This window comes from Ottowia sp. (assembly GCF_035325765.1).
In the GTDB taxonomy this organism is placed as follows: Bacteria; Pseudomonadota; Gammaproteobacteria; order Burkholderiales; family Burkholderiaceae_C; genus Ottowia.
Map to the genome: position 1 here is coordinate 1 of NZ_DAOKZG010000064.1, position 13727 is coordinate 13727.

At 70.6% G+C, this 13727-nt stretch carries 11 protein-coding genes and 1 pseudogene; 3 read left to right on the forward strand and 9 right to left on the reverse strand.

Going from position 1 to position 13727, the window contains the following annotated elements; all coding sequences use genetic code 11:
* Nucleotides 1-1897, forward strand: a 1897-nt coding sequence (locus PKA16_RS14530) for a malate synthase G (RefSeq protein ID WP_324404247.1), incomplete at its 5' end; no start/stop codon positions are given.
* A 207-nt stretch (nucleotides 1898-2104) separates the two neighbouring features.
* On the opposite strand, the gene PKA16_RS14535 is transcribed toward PKA16_RS14530, so the two are convergent.
* On the reverse strand, nucleotides 2105-2464 hold the full coding sequence (locus PKA16_RS14535) for a hypothetical protein (protein ID WP_324404248.1): 360 nt from the start codon (nucleotides 2462-2464) through the stop codon (nucleotides 2105-2107).
* A gap of 87 nt (nucleotides 2465-2551) precedes the next feature.
* On the reverse strand, nucleotides 2552-2935 hold the full coding sequence (locus PKA16_RS14540) for a TraR/DksA C4-type zinc finger protein (protein WP_324404249.1): 384 nt from the start codon (nucleotides 2933-2935) through the stop codon (nucleotides 2552-2554).
* Nucleotides 2936-3015: 80 nt separating this feature from the next.
* Here PKA16_RS14540 and PKA16_RS14545 point away from each other — a divergent pair, with 80 nt between their 5' ends.
* Nucleotides 3016-3231 carry a cysteine-rich CWC family protein gene (locus PKA16_RS14545; RefSeq protein WP_324404250.1) on the forward strand — a complete coding sequence of 72 codons (216 nt, stop codon included), beginning with the start codon at nucleotides 3016-3018 and terminating at the stop codon, nucleotides 3229-3231.
* Nucleotides 3232-3259: 28 nt separating this feature from the next.
* Complete coding sequence (locus PKA16_RS14550) at nucleotides 3260-4027, forward strand: class II glutamine amidotransferase (RefSeq protein WP_324404251.1); 768 nt, start codon at nucleotides 3260-3262, stop codon at nucleotides 4025-4027.
* A gap of 25 nt (nucleotides 4028-4052) precedes the next feature.
* Here the strand turns inward: PKA16_RS14550 and PKA16_RS14555 are convergent, their stop codons facing one another.
* The 7 genes and pseudogenes from PKA16_RS14555 to gshA form a co-directional block, all read right to left on the reverse strand.
* On the reverse strand, nucleotides 4053-6302 hold the full coding sequence (locus PKA16_RS14555; protein WP_324404252.1) for a TonB-dependent receptor: 2250 nt from the start codon (nucleotides 6300-6302) through the stop codon (nucleotides 4053-4055).
* 188 nt (nucleotides 6303-6490) lie between these two features.
* Nucleotides 6491-6838: a hypothetical protein gene (locus tag PKA16_RS14560; RefSeq protein ID WP_324404253.1), complete on the reverse strand. Its 348-nt coding sequence runs from the start codon at nucleotides 6836-6838 to the stop codon at nucleotides 6491-6493.
* Nucleotides 6839-6992: 154 nt separating this feature from the next.
* Nucleotides 6993-8648 carry an MFS transporter gene (locus PKA16_RS14565; protein WP_324404254.1) on the reverse strand — a complete coding sequence of 552 codons (1656 nt, stop codon included), beginning with the start codon at nucleotides 8646-8648 and terminating at the stop codon, nucleotides 6993-6995.
* Nucleotides 8649-8656: 8 nt separating this feature from the next.
* Nucleotides 8657-9604, reverse strand: a complete 948-nt coding sequence (gshB, locus tag PKA16_RS14570) for a glutathione synthase (protein ID WP_324404255.1) — start codon at nucleotides 9602-9604, stop codon at nucleotides 8657-8659.
* A gap of 25 nt (nucleotides 9605-9629) precedes the next feature.
* Nucleotides 9630-10823 (reverse strand): annotated as a pseudogene (locus tag PKA16_RS14575) (benzoate/H(+) symporter BenE family transporter); the annotation flags it as partial.
* A gap of 37 nt (nucleotides 10824-10860) precedes the next feature.
* On the reverse strand, nucleotides 10861-12732 hold the full coding sequence (locus PKA16_RS14580) for a potassium transporter Kup (RefSeq protein WP_324404256.1): 1872 nt from the start codon (nucleotides 12730-12732) through the stop codon (nucleotides 10861-10863).
* 77 nt (nucleotides 12733-12809) lie between these two features.
* Nucleotides 12810-13727: glutamate--cysteine ligase (gene gshA / locus PKA16_RS14585; RefSeq protein ID WP_324404257.1), on the reverse strand; the 918-nt coding region annotated here is incomplete at its 5' end.

The window sequence follows — 13727 nt, forward strand, 5'->3', positions numbered from 1 at the left end:
GGTGCCGATCCTGAACGCGCGCTATGCCCTGAACGCCGCCAACGCGCGCTGGGGCTCGCTCTACGACGCGCTGTACGGCACCGATGCCATCCCCGAGACCGGCGGCGCCGAGCGCGGCAAGGGCTACAACCCGGTGCGCGGGGCGCGCGTGATCGCCTTCGTGCGCCGCTTCCTGGACAGCACGGTAGCACTGGCCGGCGCCTCGCACAGCGACGTCGCCAGCTACGCCGTGATCGGCGGCAAGCTGCGGGCGACGCTGCAGGATGGCCGCCAGGTCGGCCTGGCGAGCCCGGTGCAGTTCGTCGGCTACCAGGGTGACTGGTCGGCGCCGACGGCGCTGCTGCTCAAGCACAACGGCATCCACATCGACATCCGCATCGACCGCAGCACGGCGATCGGCAAGACCGACGCGGCCGGCATCTGCGATGTCGAGCTGGAAGCGGCGCTGTCGACCATCCTCGACCTGGAGGATTCGATTGCCGCCGTCGACGCCGAAGACAAGGTGCAGGCCTACGCCAACTGGCTCGGCATCATGCAGGGCACCCTGGCCGAGGCCGTGACCAAGGGCGACCAGACCTTCACCCGCAAGCTGAATCCGGACCGCGACTACATCGGCGGCTTCGGCGCCGACGGTGGCGACGGCCACGCGGTGGGCCAGCCGGTGCGCCGCCACGGCCGCTCGCTGCTGTTCGTGCGCAACGTCGGCCACCTGATGACCAACCCGGCCATCCTCTATCGCGACGCCGATGGCCAGGAGCGCGAAATTCCCGAGGGCATCCTGGACGCGGTGGTGACCACCACCATCGCCATCATCGACCTCAAGCGCCAGAGCGCCACCAGCGGCATCCGCAACTCGCGCATGGGCAGCATCTACATCGTGAAGCCGAAGATGCACGGCCCGGCCGAGGTGGCCTTTGCCGACGAGCTGTTCGGCCGCACCGAGGCCATGCTGGGGCTGCCCGGCAACACGGTCAAGCTCGGCATCATGGACGAGGAGCGCCGCACCAGCGTCAACCTCAAGGCCTGCATCGCCGCCGCCGCCGGCCGCGTGGCCTTCATCAACACCGGCTTCCTGGACCGCACGGGCGACGAGATGCACAGTGGCATGCGCGCCGGGCCGATGATCCGCAAGGGCGACATGAAGAGCAGTGCCTGGATCGCCGCCTACGAGAAGAACAACGTGCAGGTCGGCCTGGCCTGCGGCCTGCGCGGGCGCGCCCAGATCGGCAAGGGCATGTGGGCCATGCCCGACCTGATGGCGGCCATGCTGGAGCAGAAGATCGCCCAGCCGCGTGCCGGCGCCAACACCGCCTGGGTGCCCTCGCCCACGGCCGCCACGCTGCACGCGCTGCACTACCACCAGGTCAACGTGGCCCGCATCCAGCAGGAAATGGAGCAGGCGATGGCGCTCACCGACCCGATCGGCGCACACGACGCGCTGCTCGCCGGCCTGCTGCAGGTGCCGGTCACGGCTACCCCGAACTGGAGCGCCGAGGAGCGCCAGCAGGAGCTGGACAACAACGTGCAGGGCATCCTGGGCTACGTGGTGCGCTGGATCGACCAGGGCGTGGGCTGCTCCAAGGTGCCCGACATCCACGGCGTCGGCCTGATGGAGGACCGCGCGACGCTGCGCATCTCGAGCCAGCACATCGCCAACTGGCTGCTGCACGGCATCGTCACCGAAGAGCAGGTGCGCGCCACCTTCGAGCGCATGGCCGCGCTGGTGGACGAGCAGAACGCCGGCGACCCGCTGTACCGCCCGATGCATGGCCACTTCCAGACTTCGGCCGCCTACCAGGCCGCCTGCGACCTGGTGTTCCAGGGATTGAGCCAGCCCAGCGGCTACACCGAGCCGCTGCTGCACGCCTGGCGCCAGAAGGTGAAGGCTGGCGCGTAAGGGAAAGCACCCCCCCTGAGCCGCTGCACGCCGGTGCCCGTCGGAAGCGGGTGCCGCTGCTTTGGCCTGCCCAGAGCTGCGCCAGCAGGCCTGAGCCGCGGGCCTCAGCCCGCCGGCAGGGGATGCCCCCGGCGACCAGGCAAAAGCCTCAGCCGCAGCTGGCGCCGGGGTGACGAATGATGGCCGCGGCATGGCGGCGCAGCGACATCATTCGCCATGCCCCCCGTCTGCAGACGCATCCGGACACGCCGCGCTGCGCCCGGAGCACGTGGGCGCATCCGATTCACCGGACTGCACCACGCGGCCGTTGATGATCACCACCGCACGGCCTCGGCTGCGCGCGCGCACCTGGCCGTCGCCGATCCGGGTTTCGGCCACGGCGCCCGGACCGGAAGCGCTGGTGACGATCTGGCTGTGTTCCAGCTCGACGATCGACACGCTGCGCCCCTGAGCCTGCGCCGTGCGCGCCTGAGCATCCGGGGTTGCCGGTTCGGTGGCCAGTGCCGCGCCGCAGACCAGCAGCACGCATGGGCCGGCCCACAGCGAAGGCCTGCATGAACTCTTCATCGCGCACCTCCAAGCGCACCGCGCGCGCGGCGTCATTTGCCTTGGACGCGCCCTGGGCGAGCCGGTTCCTGGTGCGTGCGCCGACTCTCAGGTACGCAGGCCCTGCTTTTCCTCCCAGCGCGACTTGCAGGCCACGCAGTGCTGAGTCATCGGCTCGGCCTTGAGTCGCTCGAACGGAATGGCGCAGCCACACTCGCCGCACAGGCCGTAGCTGCCATCGGCCATGCGCTCCAGCGCACGATCGATGCGGCCCAGTTCATCGACATCGAGCGCGGTGAGGCGCGTGTCGACCTCGCGCATCTGGTTCGCCAGGCGCGCGTTGTCGTCCTGCGACACGCTGGCGGCGGTCTTGCGCGCCGGCTCCAGGTTGGCCAGGTTCTGCACCATCTGGTCCTGCAGGTCGGCGCGGCGCGCCAACAGCAGCTGCCTGAGCTCCTCGAGCTGGGCGGGTGTCAAGGCTTGATCAGTCATCGTCAATCGTTCCGACAAGAGTAGCTGCCCCGCTGCCACAACGGCGACGGGGGGTTTCTTGCCGCAGAATACCATCCCGCATGACCTTCCCGGCAAGTCCCATCGACACCGCGCGCTGCCCCCTGTGTGGTGCACCGAACCAGTGCGCGCTGGCGCCCGCGCCGGGCCAGCCCGAGGCGCAGGCGCCATGCTGGTGCACCGGCGTGGAATTCGATGCCGGCCTGCTGGCGCAAGTGCCGGCCGACGCACGGCGGCTGGCCTGCATCTGCCGCGCCTGCGCCGAGCGCACGCCCTGAAGTCGAGCGCCTGCACGGAGACCGCACCATGTGCCAGCTGCTGGGCATGAACTGCAACACGCCCACCGACGTGACCTTCAGCTTCGCCGGCTTCGCCCAGCGCGGCGGGCGCACCGACCACCACGGCGACGGCTGGGGCATCGCCTTTTTCGAAGATCGCGGGGCACGCGTGTTCCTGGATCCGGGCGCCGCCGCCGACTCGCCGGTGGCGGCGCTGATCCGCAGCTACCCGATCAAGAGCCGCAACGTCATCTCCCACATCCGCAAGGCCACCGTGGGCCAGGTGACGCTGGAGAACTGCCACCCCTTCGTGCGCGAACTTTGGGGCCGCTACTGGGTGTTTGCCCACAACGGCGACCTGAAGGACTACGCGCCGCGCCTGCATGGGCACTTCCACCCCGTCGGCGACACCGACAGCGAACTGGCCTTCTGCTGGCTGCTGCAGGAACTGGCCAAGGCGCACGCCGACGTGCCGCCAGTGGCCGAGCTGACGCGCACGCTGCGCGAGTTGCTGCCGCAGATCGCGCGCCACGGCAGCTTCAACATGCTGCTGTCCAACGGCTCAGCGCTGTGGGCGCACGCCTCGACCCGGCTGTGCCACGTGGTGCGTCAGCACCCGTTTGCCAGCGCGCGGCTGGCCGACCAGGACCTGTCGGTCAACTTCGCCGAGCACACCACGCCCGCCGACCGCGTCGCCGTGATCGCCACCACGCCGCTCACCAGCGACGAGCAGTGGACGCCGTTCGCGCCGGGCGAGCTGCGGGTGTTCGTGGACGGCGCGCGGCAGGTCGATTGACCCAGGCAACCGGGCCGGCGCGATGTCAGAAGCGCATGCTCAGCGCAACATTGAACGAACGTCCGCGCCCCGGCACGCTCACGCCCCAGGGCACGGCGGTGCCGGCCATGGTGCGGCCCTGGCCCAGGTAGGCGCCGCCCAGCGGCAACTCGTAGTAGCGGTCGAACACGTTGTCGATGCCGAAGTCGAGCCGCATCTGCTTCCAGGCGTAGCCGGCACGCAGGTTGAGTAGGGCGTAACCGCCGGTGCGCATCTCGTTGCGCTCGCGCGAGACCTTGGTCTTGCCGGCCACGCCGACCCACTCGGCGGTGCCGCTCCAGCCACCCAGGCGGTGCGTCAGCGCCAGGCGCGCGTTGAGCGGCATCATGTTGATCAGGTTGTCGCCGGTGTCGGTGTTCTTGCCACGCACGTAGTTGATGCCGCCGCTGAGCACGAACTGGCCCCAGCGCGGACTGCGTCCCAGTTCGGCAAAGCCGTTCAGGTCGACGCCGTACAGGCGCACGGTCTGGTTGGCGAAGCGCAGGTAGACGAAGGCGTCCTGGGCCGCCAGGTTGGCGTCGTTGCACACCGCCATCGCTCCGCTGGCGCCCCCGCAGCGCAGCGCATCGACGTAGTTGCGCACATGGGTGTAGTAGGGCGTCAGCCGCACGCCCCACTGCTCTGCCGTGGCGTCATGCCAGTCGGCCGTGACGCTCAGCGTGGTGGCCTGCTCGGGCTTGAGGTCGGGGTTGCCGACGTAGCCGTTGCCGTCACCGGTGAGGTTGACCATGCGCATCGCCATGCCGCCGGTGGACCAGGCATAGCGCTCGTACAGGTTGGGCGAGCGCATCTTGTGCGCGACGCCGAACTCGTAGCTGGCGTTGGCGTTGGGCGTGAAGCGCGCCAGTGCCGCCAGGTCCCAGTTGTGGTCGGTACGGCGGCGGTCGCGCGCGTTGAAGGCCTTGGCATCGGCGTCGTAGTTGGCGTTGTAGCCCGCTACCTGCCCGGTGTCGGTGCGGGTGTTGGCGCTGCGCAGGCCGATCAGGGTCAGCCACTGCGGACTCCAGCGCGCCTGCCACTCGGCGAACAGGTCGATCCGGTCGCGCCGGCCATCGCGGATGTTCCAGAAGGTGTTGGGTGCCATGCCGCCGCCGGAGGGCTCCCACCAGTCGTCCAGGCTGTAGTGCAGCGCCTCGGCGCCGACGCGCACGGTGTCGCGCTCGCTCACCGGCAGCTCGCCCATCACGCGCACGCCGGTGGTGCGCCCGCGCGTGTCCATCGGCATGCCGGGCACGTCGTTCTCGGGGCCGTACCAGTACTGCTTGTCGGCGCCGAACTGCATGCCGTGGCGGGTGCGCTCGTGCCAGGCGCGCGCTTCCAGCCGGCCCCAGTCGAAGCGGCCCTCGTAGCGCAGGTTGGCATGCCAGGCGTCGTTGCGCGTCATGTCCATGCGCTGGTTGGGGTAGTACTGGTAGGGAATGTCCTGCAGGCCGAGGCCGAGCTCCACCAGTTGGTCATCTCCGCGCCAGGCACCGGTCAGCGCGTGGTTGCGGGTCTTGTAGGCGGTCGAGCCGACCTCGTCGGCGCGCAGCCAGTGGTCCGGCTTGTCGCTGGCGGCCGGCCCGGCCGGCTTGAAGCCGCGCCCGGCGCGGTAGTTGTCGGCCTGCGCCAGCGCGCCGTCGTAGCGCAGGCTGAAGCGCTCGGTCGCGTAGTGGGCCGAGGCCTGGGCGGCGACGCCATTGCCATTGCTCTGCCCCGACATCGTCAGCTCGCCGCCGACCACGGCGGGCGCACCGGGCGCGGCGAACACCGGCTCAGCCGCATCGACCTGCACCGTGGCGCCGATGCTGTCACCGCCGACGCTGACCGGCACCACCCCGGCGAATACGCGGACGCGCTCGATGCGCGTCGGATCGACGTAGGACAGCGGCGGGTTCATGTGGTTGCCGCAGGACGAGATCAGCGACATGCCGTTGAGCTCGATGCGCAGCCGGTCGTCGCCCAGGCCGCGGATGGCCGGCAGGCTGGACACGCCGCCCGCGGTCTGGGCTGCGTAGCCGGGAAAGTCGCGCAGCAGTTGCGCCGTGTCGGCGCTGATCGGTCGCTGCGTGCGCAGCAGCTCGCCATCCAGGCTCTGGCTGCCCAGTGGTTCGGCAGCGGCGCGCGGCGCGGTCACGGTGACCGGTGCCAGGCTGCCGGCGACGGCGTCGGCGACCACCGGCGCGGCGTCCTGGGCCGCCGCACACAAGGGCAGCAGCGCCACGATGGCGTTCAGGGGATGGGCGATTCGGGACAAGGCGCGCGGGCGCCTGGGGGCATTCGGTTTCATGGCGTGAACAGGGCAAGGTTGCCCGGCCATGCCCACGGCATGGCCGGATTGAATCCGGGAACGACACAGGATTTCGCCCGGCCGGCGGCGCGTTCGCCGCAAGCCGGCGACGACGCTGCGGCGCAGGCCGCGATCGTCCGTGTGCGAAGTGGAATTCAGCCCGCCGTCGGCGGACCTTGCGCCGGCGGCAGCAGGCGCGCTGGCGCCGCCAGCAGCAGCGCCGGCGGCAACGGCCGCAGAGGCCGGTACTCGCCCAGCGCCACCGGCACGGCATCGCTGGCCGGCAACGGCGCCAGCAGCGGCATCGCCGCGACCGCGCACAGCGGGCACCGGGCCAGCAACTGCTGTGCACCCTCGGCAGCCGCGTCGCCAAGCTCCAGCGTCGTCGGCTCGCCCGAGCCGGTGCACACCATGCCCGCCACCCAGCGCTCGGACAGCATCGCGGCCGCGTGACCCGCGCTCGCCTGCATGACGAGCGTCTGGGCCAACAGGGCCAGGAGCATCAAGGCAGTGGCCCAGCGGCCCAGCGCGGAACGGGAGCGACGAAACGGCACGACGGTGATTCTCCGGCACCGATCCTCGCAGCGACTTGATTCAGCACAAGAGCGCGCTTGCTCGGCGCTGTCGTCCTCGATCCCGGCCGCCCGGGCGCGCCGCTCAGCCGGGGCCGAAGCTCATGCGCCCGCCGCGCGCCGTGCTCTCGCGCACGGCGCGTCGCACGATGGGCGGCTCGACGCCGACGTGGTAGGCCAGCTTGCGCTCGCGCAGGGCGGCATCGGCCACGCCGACGCGCTCGAAGCGGCGCAGGTACTCGGTCCAGGAGGCGTCCTCGATCACCTCGACGAAGCGCCCGGGGTCGTTGATGTCGGACAGCAGCTCCCAGCCCAGCGCGCCCTGGCGCAGGCGCGAGCGGCGACTCTCGTCCATCAGGGCGCGGAAGGCGGCAGCGCGCGCCGGATCGATCTGGTATTCGATCGTCACCAGCACGTGCCCGCTGGCGGGCGGCGTGCTGACCTCCGGATGCGGCAGCGGACCGGCCGGGGTCGGGTCTTCCATCGCGCCGCGGTCCGGCCAGCGCCGGATCGCCAGCGTCATCACGAGGATGGCGCTGGCTGCGCCCAGGCCCAGCGCCACCGGCACGCTGCTCCAGGTCGCGACCTGGCCCCAGACCGCGGCGCCCGAGGCCGCCGAGCCCATGATCGCCATCTGGTACATCGACATGCCGCGCGCGCGCACCCAGTCGGGCAGGCTGAGCTGGGCCGACACGCTGAGCGAATTCGCGGTGGTGAGCCAGGCCGCGCCGCCCACCAGCATCGCCAGCACGCCGACCCAGACATTGCTCGTGAGCGCCATCACCGCCATGCTGAGTGCCTGCGCGCCGGCGCCGCCCAGCACCAGGTGGTCGCGTGCGAAGGCCTGGCGCAGCCGCGGCAGGGCAAAGGTGGAGGCCACGGCGCCGGCGCCCATGGCCGCCAGCAGCACGGTGAAGGTGCGCGCGTCGCCACCCTCGATCTGCAGCGCCACCAGCGGCAGCAGCGCCATCAGCGCGGTGGAGTGGAAGAAGAAGATGGCGATGCGCAGCAGCACGCCCTTCAGGTGCTGCGACTGGCGCAGGTACTGCAGGCCGACGCGCATGGCGCCACCAAACGGCTCGCGCCCGAGCGGGTGCGGCCGGTGCTCGCGGCGCCAGCGCGAGATGACGACGGCGGCGGCGGCCGACAGCACGGCGTTGAGCAGGAACACCCAGGCGCTGCCGAGGGCAGCGATGATCGCGCCCGCCAGCAGCGGCCCGAAGATGCGCGCCGCGTTCATCGACACGCCGTTCAGCGCCAGCGCCGCCGGCAGTTGCGCGCGCGGCACCAGCTCCGGCACGATGGCTGAGAACACCGGCCAGCGCAGCGCCAGCCCGATGCCGTTGAGGAACACCAGCAGCAGCAGCAGCGGCGGCGTCACCACGCCGGCAAAGATGGCCAGCGCCAGCAGCGTGCCGACCCCGGCCACCCAGAGCTGGGTCAGCAGCAGGAAGCGCTTGCGGTCGAAGATGTCGGCCAGCGCACCCGAAGGCAGGCCGAGCAGGAACACCGGCAGCGTCGCCGCGGTCTGCACCAGCGCCACCCAGTTGGGCCGCGCCGCCAGCGTGGTCATCAGCCAGGCTGCTGCCACGTCGTTCATCCACATGCAGAGGTTGGCGATCAGCCAGGTGCTCCACAGCATGCTGAACACGCGGTGGCGGAACGGCGCCAGCGCGCCGAGGTCGGCGTCGGGGTGCGGCAACGCGTCCTGCGGCTCGGCGTCGGGGCGCGCGTCCGGCATGGAGGTGCTCAGCTGGCGGCAGCGCGCTCCAGCGCGTCGACGAACAGTGCCGCGACGTCGCAGCCGGCCTGCTCGTGGATCTCCTGGAAGCAGGTCGGGCTGGTGACGTTGATCTCGGTGACGTGGGTGCCGATGATGTCCAGCCCGATCAGCAGCAGGCCGCGCGGCGCCAGCACGCGGCCGATGGCCTCGGCGGTGGCGCGGTCGCTGTCGGTGAGCGGCTGCGCCACGCCGATGGCGCCGGCCGCCAGGTTGCCGCGGATGTCGTCGCCCTGCGGCACGCGCGCGAGGCAGTACGGCACCGGCACGCCGTCGATCACCAGCACGCGCTTGTCGCCGGCCGTGATCTCGGCCAGGTAGCGCTGCACCATCACGGTCCGCGCGCCGCCCTGGTTCAGGGTCTCGATGATGGAGCCGAGGTTCAGGCCGTCCGCCTTGACGCGGAAGATCCCCATGCCGCCCATGCCGTCCAGCGGTTTCAGGATGATGTCGTGGTGCTCGGCGTGGAAGCGCCGGATCTCGTCGGCCGAGCGCGTCACCAGGGTCGGGCCGATGAACTGCGGCCACTCCATGATGGCCAGCTTTTCCGGGTGGTCGCGCAGCGCGCGCGGCTTGTTGAACACGCGCGCACCCTCGCGCTCGGCCTGCTCCAGCAGGTGCGTGGCGTAGATGTACTCGGCGTCGAAGGGCGGGTCCTTGCGCATCAGCACGGCGCCGAAGTCGCGCAGCGCCACGGTCTCGGCCGCGGCCTCCTCGAACCATTCGGGCTTGCGCCCGGTGAGCGTGATCGGGCGCACGCGCGCCTCGACCCGACCGCCGGTCTGCCAGTGCAGGTGGCCCGGCTCGCAGGCCGCGATCCGGTATCCGCGCCGCGCCGCCTCGCGCATCATGGCGAAGGTGGTGTCCTTGTGGATCTTGAAGTGCTCCAGCGGGTCGGCGACGAACAGCAGTCTCATGATGGTTCCAATAGGCGGGATGGCTTCAGGGCGTGGCGGGCCCGGCGCCTGATTTTCGCCCCATGTCGGCGACCATGAGGGCGATGCTGCCGGCCACCACGCCCCAGAAGGCGGAGCCGATGCCGCCCAGGGTCAGGCCCGAGGCGGTGACGAGAAAGGTGATCAGGGCCGGTTCGCGATGCGCCTCGTCCTGCAGCGCCGCCACCAGGCCGCCGCCGATGGTGGACAGCAGCGCCAGGCCCGCGATCGCCGCCACCAGCTCCCGCGGGAAGGCGATCAGCAGGCCCGCCACGGCGGCGCCGAACAGACCAATCCCGATGTAGAGCACGCCGCACACGACAGCGGCGGTGTACCGGCGCGCGGGCTCGGGATGGGCCTCGGGACCCATGCAGATCGCCGCGGTGATTGCGGCCAGGTTGAAGGTGTAGCCTCCAAACGGGGCCAGCAGCAGGGTGGCGACGCCGGACAGGCTGATCAGGCGGCTGATCGGCATGTGATAGCCGGTGGCGCGGATCACCGCGACGCCCGGCACGTTCTGCGACGCCATGGTGACCACGAACAGGGGGAGCGCCACGCTCACCGCCGCCTGCCAGGTGAAGCGCGGCGTGGTCCACACCGGCCGCGTCAGCTCCCACTGCACCTCGGACCAGGCGATCTGGCCCTGGGCCGCGGCAAAGGCGATCGAGGCCGCCAGCGTCAGCGGCACCGCGTAGCGCGGCAGCCAGCGCTTGCCCAGCAGGTAGCTGGCCAGCATCAGAAGCACCAGCGGCAGCGCGGTCTGCGCGGCGCTGAAGGCGGCCATGCCGAAGCTCGCCAGCACGCCCGCCAGCAGGCCGGCGGCGATCGCCATCGGGATGCGGCTCATCACGCGCTCGAACCAGCCGGTCACGCCGGACAGCGTGATCAGCAGCGCACAGACGATGAAGGCGCCGGTCGCCTGGGCCAGGTCGAAGCCGACGCCGGCGCTGGCCAGCACCGCCGCGCCGGGCGTGCTCCAGGCGATCATCACGGGCTTCTTCAGCAGCAGCGAAGGCAGCGCCGTGGTCAGGCCCATGCCGATGCCCAGGGCCCACATCCAGGAGGCGATCACCGCCTCCGAGGCGCCAAAGGCCTGCGCCGCCTGGAACACCAGCGCCACCGAACTGGTGAAGCCGACCAGCACCGCAACGAAGCCGGCACTGGCCGCCGACACGCTCAGGTCGCGAAAAAAGGGCATCGAGCGATTGTGCCGAAGGCGGCGCCGCGCTGCTGGCGCGTCAGATCTCGACCTTGGAACCCAGCTCGACCACCGCGTTGCTCGGGATGTTGAGGTAGTCGGCAGCGCCCGATGCGCCGTGGTGCATCCAGGCAAACAGCTTCTCGCGCCACGGCGCCAGGCCGGTGCCGACGGTCGGCGTGACGATGTCGCGTGACAGGAAGTAGCTGGTGCTCATCGGATTCAGGTCGATGCCGCGACCGGCCAGCAGCTCGAGCGCCCTCGGCAGGTCCGCATCGTTCTTGAAGCCATCGTGCACCACCACCTGCCAGCAGTCGTGGCCGAGCGGCTCGACCTCCAGCCGCTGTGCCAACCCGATCCACGGCACCTCGTGCGCACGCCGCGTGACGAACAGGTTCTGCGCGTGCAGGACCTTGTTGTGCTTGAGGTTGTGCATCAGGGCGTTGGGCACGACCCCCGGCTCGGCGCTCAGGAACACCGCCGTGCCGGGCACGCGCGCCGGCGGATCGCGGAACACCGACTCGAGGTAATCGGGCAGGTCCACCGAATGCTGGCGCAGCGCCTGGGTGAGCAGCTCGCGGCCGTCCCGCCAGGTGGTCATCAGCACGAACACCGTGCCACCGATGAAGATCGGAAACCAGCCCCCCTGCACCAGCTTGAGCAGGTTGGAGCCGAAGAAGGCGAGGTCGATGGCCAGGAAGAAGCCGGTGGCGAGCACGCACAGCGCGAGCGGATAGCCCCAGCCATAGCGCACCACGAAGAAGGTCAGGATGGTGGTGATCGTCATGTCCAGCGTCACCGCGATGCCATACGCGGCGGCCAGGTTGGACGAGGACTTGAACACCAGCACCGCCAGCACAATCATGCCGAACAGCAGCCAGTTGACCAGCGGCAGGTAGATCTGGCCGGTGTCGCGCGCACTGGTGTGCAGCACCTTCAGGCGCGGCAGGTAGCCGAGCTGGATCACCTGGCGCGTGACGCTGAAGGCCCCGGTGATCAGGGCCTGGGAGGCGATGACCGCGGCCAGCGTCGCCAGGGCGACCAGGGGCAGCAACAGCCAGTCGGGCGCCAGCATGAAGAACGGATTGCTGGCCGCTTGCGGATGCTCCAGCAGCAGCGCCCCCTGGCCGAAGTAGTTGAGCGTGAGCGCGGGCATCACGATGGCAAACCAGGTGCGCCGAATCGGCTGGCGACCGAAGTGGCCGAGGTCGGCATACAGTGCTTCCGCGCCGGTGACGCACAGCACGACGGCACCCAGGATGATGAAGGCCAGGCCCGGCTGACGCGCGATGAAGCCGACCGCGTGCTGCGGGCCGAGCGCGGCCAGGATGGCCGGGTAGCGCGCCACCTGCCAGGCCCCCAGCAGCGCGATCACCAGGAACCACAGCAGCATCACGGGACCGAAGAAGCGCCCGATGCCGGACGTGCCGCGGCGCTGCATCCAGAACAGCGCCAGCAGGATCAGCAGCGTGAGCGGAATCACGGCGCGGCGCAGCCCCGGGGTGACGACGTCCAGCCCCTCGACTGCCGACAGCACGGTGATGGCCGGCGTGATCACGCCGTCGCCGTAGAACAGGCAGGTGCCGAAGATGCCGATCGCCAGCATCCAGCGGCGCAGCGCCGGCGCCTTGTCACGCACCGACTGCGAGGCCAGCGCCAGCATCGCCACCAGGCCGCCCTCGCCGTGGTTGTCGGCGCGCAGCACCAGCGTCACGTACTTGAGCGAGACCACCAGGGTCAGCGTCCAGAACACGATCGACAGCACGCCCAGCACGTTGGCCGGCGTGAACGGCACGTGGCCGCCACCGAACACCTCCTTCAGCGTGTAGAGCACGCTGGTGCCGATGTCGCCGTAGACGACACCGGCGGCCCCCACGATCAGGGTGGCCTGGGAGGACTGGGGTGCGGACACGCGGGGCCCCACGGCGATTCGGTGGGCGATTGTGCGCCCGGCGCAGCGGGCCGGCAAATCCGGGCCGCGCCCGGTGTTCAGGCCAGGGCTTCGGCCAGTTCGGGGTCGGTGGCCTCGAGCTCGTAGCTCGCCGCCACCATCGCCAGGCGCGCGATCACGCCGTACATGTAGAAGCGGTTGGGCGTGCGCGCCTCGCCCTTGCTGTGCGGCAGATGGGCATCGCCGGCAAAGGGCAGGGGCACGAAGCGCGCGCCGGGCGCCTGCAGGTTCTCGTCCTCGGCGCGCTCGGCATGGATGCGGTAGAAACCACCGACCACGTAGCGATCGATGGTGTAGACCACCGGCTCCGCGACGGCGTCGTGCACGCGCTCATTGGTCAGCACGCCCTCCTGGATCACGAGCTCGCCAGCCGGATCCGGCAACGCCTCGGCGGCATCGGCCCCTCCCGCCGGCAGGTCCAGTTCCCGCGCATCGCGCACCGTCAGGATGCCCATGCCGCACGGCCCCTGGTCGGTCTTGACGACGACGAAGGGCTTCTCGTTGATGCCGTACTCCTTGTACTTGCGCCGCAGCTTGCCCAGCAGGGCATCGACCTGCCCACGCAAGGCGTCCAGGCCGGCCGGCGTGTGCGGATCGATGGCGCCGCAATCGGCATGCATCGGGTTGATCAGCCAGGGATCGATGCCGACCAGCTTGCCGAAGCGCTTGCTCACCTCTTCATAGCACTGGTAGTGGCGGCTCTTGCGGCGCACCGTGACGCCGGCCTGCAGCGGCGGCAGCAGGTACTGCTCGTGCAGATCCTCCAGGATGCCCGGCGCGCCGCCCGGCAGGTCGTTGTTCAGCAGGATCGTGCACGGGTCGAAGTGCTTGAGGCCCAGTCGGTAGCGCTGGCGCTGCACTGGCTCCAGCGTCAGCGTGTCGCCGTCAGGCAGGGTCAGGGTGGTGCTGCGCTTGAGCGCCGGGTCGATCGAGCCCAGGCGCACGTTCAGCCCGGC